A 5,615-nucleotide genomic window follows, 5' to 3' on the forward strand; every position below is an offset into this window, starting at 1 on the left:
TGTTAAACTTCCTGGCAATATACAGAGGGTATCAGAATTATAAAGGCGGAAGGTTCAGCCGTCTGGTGCTGTAGGAGGGGAGATAAGACCAAAACTTGGGCGAAAGTCTAAGTTGCGGCACTCCCCCGTGAGTACAGAAGCCAACACTGTACTTGGTACTCCAAGTCAGTGTGGGTAGTTCACTGCAGAGACGTTTTATGGAACGTCTCTACCTAGGGATTCAGGTGAGGTGATAAGTAAGATCCCCGACTTCTAAGATAGATTTATCCTTTCCGAATACAATCAATTAAAGAAGTCGGGGATCTGGAAACTCATCAACAAGCTATTTTAAACTCTGGCTAATACTGGTTCACTTACAGTTGCATTAACAGTAGTTGTTTCTGAGTCAGCAGCGTAGATTTCACAGGAATTATTAGGGCTTTCAATGAGTTTTACTTTGTAAAGTTTTGCTCCTAGTTCTTGAATAGGCGATCGCAAAGTATTACTAATATAAAGAGCAATATTTTCCGCAGTCGGCACAACTTTACTAAAGAAGGGAATATCCTTATTTAAAAAAGTGTGATCAAATGGCTCAACGATATAATCTGTAATTACCTGATTTAAAGCCCCTAAATCAATAATCATCCCTGTGCGGGGGTCAATTTCCCCTTTGACGGTGACTTCTAAATGATAGTTGTGTCCATGACCATTAACGCGAGCGCATTTACCGTAAATGTCTGTATTTTCTGCCAAACTTAAATCAGGATGCGCCAGCCTGTGAGCCGCGCTAAAGTGAGTGCTAACACTGAAATATGCTTCCATTCCGTTACCCATATAATCTGCCCAAAGTTGAGGATGTTCAAATAACTGCACGCGAACCAAAGGTAAATGGGGTGATAGACGTTGCCAAATCACCCGCGCTATATTTTCTGTAGTCGGAAGAGTTTGCCCAAATTCTGCCCACACATCATTGAGATAGGAAAAATCTAGTTGACCGGTCACTTCCCGCTTGATAACTTGTTTCACATCAGACAGGTTAAGTACCATCCCATACTCATCTAGTTCTCCAACTAGGGAGATAAATAAGACATAGTTGTGTCCGTGTCCCGGAAATTTCGAGCAAAGTCCAAATTTTTCTAAGTTCTCGGTTTCACTCAGTTCTGGCAACCAATACCGATGACTGGCGGAAAACTGAGCGCGGCGATTTACGATACATTGCATGAGTACCCTGGGAACAGAATTTAATATTTCTTAATCTTTCACTTTATACAGTGTAAACTAATTTGCTAGTTATTGCTTTACTTTAATTCACATCTTAGAGATCATCGTGTCAAAAATTGTCCCATTTCTGCTTGCTGTGTGGAATCTAGTCCATGAGTTGCTTGTAATCACAATAAATCAACAGATTTAATAAATAAACTTTGAATGTTTTCTGTTATTTGATTCACTTGTTGCAAATAAGGCACTTTTACTGATTTTATTCTTATAGTTTACACACAATTTTATCACTTTAGTATGATTTCTTCTCTTTTAGCCGATATTCCCAAGACAAAGCGATCGCAAGAAATAACGTAAGTATTCAGCTATAGCGCTCGTTCATACCCAGATCCCCGACTTCTGTGATTAATTGTGTCCATACATGATAAATTGATCACAGAAGTCGGGGATCTTTTTACCTCACCTGAATTCTTACGAAATGATACTGTTAAATCTTGAATAGGATAAACTATCCCTGGGATATTATCACCTTTAATAGAAACATTCTCAGCCACAAAGAAAGTATTAGGAACTTGAGAGGCAACTTGTTGTATTGCTGCGTCAAATGAACCATATAGAATAAATTTACGCCGATTTAAGTTAATTCTCATAAACGATATAGCGGTATGCACTTGAATGAGATACAGAATTTACCTAAAAAACTATACACTCTCATGACTTTCAACTCTGTTCCCTATTCCCTGTTCCCTGCTATATCACACACACAATATCAAATAAAGTGTAGAATTCTAACATTTGACTGGCAAAATAACTTAAACATAAAAGTAAAACAATTCCAAATCCACACAATTTTTTCCAAAATATGACACATTCTTTCCTAGAACGTCTCCATAGTCCAGAACTTCCCGTCATCGTCTTTGACGGTGCGATGGGAACTAACCTACAAACCCAAAACCTCACTGCTGAAGACTTCGGGGGTGCAGAATATGAGGGTTGTAATGAATACTTAGTACACACAAAACCCGAAGCTGTGGCTAAAGTTCACCGTGACTTCCTTGCTGCGGGTGCAGATGTCATTGAAACCGATACCTTTGGTGGTACTTCCATTGTTTTAGCAGAATATGACTTAGCAGACCAAGCTTATTATCTCAGTAAGAAAGCCGCAGAATTAGCTAAAACTGTGGCGGCAGAATTTTCCACACCGGAAAAACCCCGCTTTGTCGCTGGTTCTATCGGTCCAACCACCAAACTCCCAACCTTGGGACATATTGATTTTGACACCATGAAAGCTGCTTTTGCAGAACAAGCAGAAGCTTTATTTGATGGCGGTGTGGACTTGTTTTTGATAGAAACTTGTCAAGACGTGCTGCAAATTAAAGCCGCATTAAACGGAATTGAGGAAGCATTTGCCAAAAAAGGGGAAAGAAGACCGTTAATGGTTTCCGTCACAATGGAAAGCATGGGAACAATGTTAGTAGGTACGGAAATTTCTGCCGTACTCACTATTTTAGAACCATTCCCTATTGATATTCTCGGTTTGAACTGCGCCACTGGGCCAGACTTGATGAAACCACACATTAAATATTTATCAGCACACTCGCCTTTTGTAGTTTCCTGTATTCCCAATGCAGGTTTACCGGAAAACGTTGGCGGTCAAGCACATTACAAACTTACGCCTGTAGAATTACGCATGGCGTTAATGCACTTTATTGAAGATTTGGGTGTCCAAGTGATAGGGGGTTGCTGTGGGACAAGACCAGAACACATTCAACAATTAGCGGAAATTGCCAAAGACTTAAAACCAAAAGTTAGACAACCAAGTTTAGAACCAGCAGCCGCATCAATTTATACTACTCAAAATTATGAACAAGATAATTCTTTCTTGATAGTTGGGGAACGTCTTAACGCCAGTGGTTCTAAAAAATGCCGTGACTTACTCAACGGTGAAGACTGGGATGGTTTAGTCTCAATGGCGCGGAGTCAAGTTAAAGAAGGCGCACATATCCTAGATGTTAACGTTGACTATGTGGGACGGGATGGTGTGCGCGATATGCACGAGTTAGTTTCTCGCATCGTTAATAATGTGACTTTACCATTAATGCTCGATTCCACCGAATGGGAAAAAATGGAAGCGGGTTTAAAAGTAGCGGGAGGTAAGTGTTTACTCAATTCTACCAACTATGAAGATGGGGAACCGCGATTTTTAAAAGTGCTAGAATTAGCCAAAAAATACGGTGCTGGTGTCATTATTGGTACAATTGATGAAGATGGCATGGCGCGGACAGCGGAGAAAAAATTTCAAATTGCCCAACGTGCTTACCGTCAAGCTGTGGAATATGGTATTGCTCCCACAGAAATATTTTTTGATACATTAGCCCTCCCTATTTCTACAGGGATTGAAGAAGATCGAGCAAACGGCAAAGCCACCATAGAATCAATTCGCCGTATTCGTCAAGAATTGCCGGGATGTCATGTAATTTTGGGTGTATCTAATATATCCTTTGGTTTAAACCCAGCATCGCGGATGGTGTTAAACTCGATGTTTTTGCATGAAGCAATGAATGCGGGAATGGATGCAGCAATTGTCAGCGCGAGTAAAATTCTACCATTAGCGAAAATTGACCCCCAACATCAAGAAGTTTGTCGGCAATTAATATATGATGAACGCAAATTTGATGGGAATGTCTGCATTTATGATCCTTTGGGAGAATTAACAACAATTTTTGCAGGAGTCAAAACCAAACGTAACACCGGTGTTGATGAAAGTTTACCAATAGAAGAACGTTTAAAACGCCATATTATTGACGGTGAAAGAATTGGTTTAGAAACCCAATTAACCAAAGCTTTAGAACAATATCCCCCCTTGGAAATCATTAATACTTTTCTCTTAGACGGGATGAAAGTTGTGGGTGAATTGTTTGGTTCTGGACAAATGCAGCTACCTTTCGTATTACAATCAGCAGAAACCATGAAAGCTGCGGTTGCTTATTTAGAACCCTTCATGGAAAAGTCAGAATCTGGGAATAATGCCAAGGGAACTTTTGTCATTGCGACTGTAAAAGGTGATGTTCATGATATTGGTAAAAACCTGGTGGATATCATCTTATCTAACAATGGTTATAAGGTGATAAACCTGGGCATTAAGCAATCTGTAGAAAACATCATTCAAGCCTACGAACAGTATAAGCCTGATTGTATTGCTATGAGTGGATTGTTAGTAAAATCTACCGCTTTCATGAAAGAGAATTTACAAACTTTCAATGAAAAGGGAATTACTGTTCCGGTAATTTTAGGTGGTGCAGCTTTGACTCCTAAATTTGTGAATCAAGATTGCCAAGGGACTTACAAAGGTAAAGTTATTTATGGCAAAGATGCGTTTTCTGATTTGCATTTCATGGATAAATTAATGCCAGCTAAAAATATCGGTAATTGGAATGATTCACAGGGGTTTTTGGATGAATTAGGAACTGAAGAATCAACAAATGGTCATCATAAAACAGTAGATAATACTGTTAAAGATAAAGTAGCTGCTGAACCGAAAGCAATAGATACCCGTCGTTCAGAAGCGGTAGCTGTAGATATTGAACGTCCTCAACCACCTTTCTGGGGAACACAATTTTTACAACCTGATGATATTTCTTTGGAGGAATTATTCTGGTATCTAGATTTGCAAGCTTTGGTAGCTGGACAATGGCAATTCCGCAAACCTAAAGAACAATCTAAGGAGGAATATCAGGAGTTTTTAAATGAGAAGGTTTACCCGATTTTAGAAACTTGGAAACGGCGAATTATTGAGGAGAATTTGTTACATCCTCAAGTAATTTATGGCTATTTTCCTTGTCAGTCTGTGGGGAATAGTTTATTGATTTATGAGACGAACCGCACAGACGCAGAGGACGCGGAGGTAAGAGTAGGTTTTGAGTTTCCCCGTCAGAAGTCTTTTAATAGGTTATGTATTGCAGATTTCTTTGCACCCAAGGAGTCGGGAATTATTGATGTTTTCCCCATGCAAGCGGTGACGGTGGGAGAAGTGGCCACGGAGTTTGCTCAAAAGCTTTTTGCTAATAATCAATACACTGATTATTTGTATTTTCATGGTATGGCGGTACAGGTGGCGGAAGCTTTGGCGGAATGGACACACGCTAGAATCCGCCGGGAGTTGGGTTTGGGAGATTCTGAACCGGATAATATTAGGGATATTTTGGCCCAGCGTTATCAAGGTTCTCGGTATAGTTTCGGCTATCCTGCTTGTCCGAATATCCAGGATCAATATAAGCAGTTGGAATTGTTGGGAGTTGATAGGATGAATATGTATATGGATGAAAGTGAGCAATTGTATCCTGAACAGTCTACAACGGCAATTATTACTTATCACCCTGTAGCGAAGTATTTCACGGCTTAACTATTCGCCGTAAGTC

At 39.9% G+C, this 5,615-nt stretch carries 2 protein-coding genes and 2 pseudogenes; 2 read left to right on the forward strand and 2 right to left on the reverse strand.

The window, feature by feature from the left end:
* Positions 1-24: 24 nt before the first annotated feature.
* Positions 25-178: pseudogene (locus CUN59_RS22160) on the forward strand (RNA-guided endonuclease TnpB family protein); the annotation flags it as partial.
* Between the two features lie 149 nt (positions 179-327).
* On the opposite strand, the gene CUN59_RS18115 reads toward CUN59_RS22160, so the two are convergent.
* Entirely contained in the window at positions 328-1,200 is an 873-nt protein-coding gene (locus tag CUN59_RS18115; RefSeq protein ID WP_104389162.1) for a 6-pyruvoyl trahydropterin synthase family protein, read from the reverse strand.
* 506 nt (positions 1,201-1,706) lie between these two features.
* A pseudogene (locus CUN59_RS22680) lies at positions 1,707-1,808 on the reverse strand (BMP family ABC transporter substrate-binding protein); the annotation flags it as partial.
* A gap of 251 nt (positions 1,809-2,059) precedes the next feature.
* On the opposite strand from CUN59_RS22680, the gene metH reads away from it, so the two are divergent.
* Positions 2,060-5,599 (forward strand): methionine synthase, encoded by a 3,540-nt coding sequence (gene metH, locus CUN59_RS18125; protein ID WP_104389164.1) that lies wholly within the window; start codon positions 2,060-2,062, stop codon positions 5,597-5,599.
* Positions 5,600-5,615: the final 16 nt, after the last annotated feature.

The sequence above is a fragment of the Cuspidothrix issatschenkoi CHARLIE-1 genome (assembly GCF_002934005.1).
In the GTDB taxonomy this organism is placed as follows: domain Bacteria; phylum Cyanobacteriota; class Cyanobacteriia; order Cyanobacteriales; family Nostocaceae; genus Cuspidothrix; species Cuspidothrix issatschenkoi.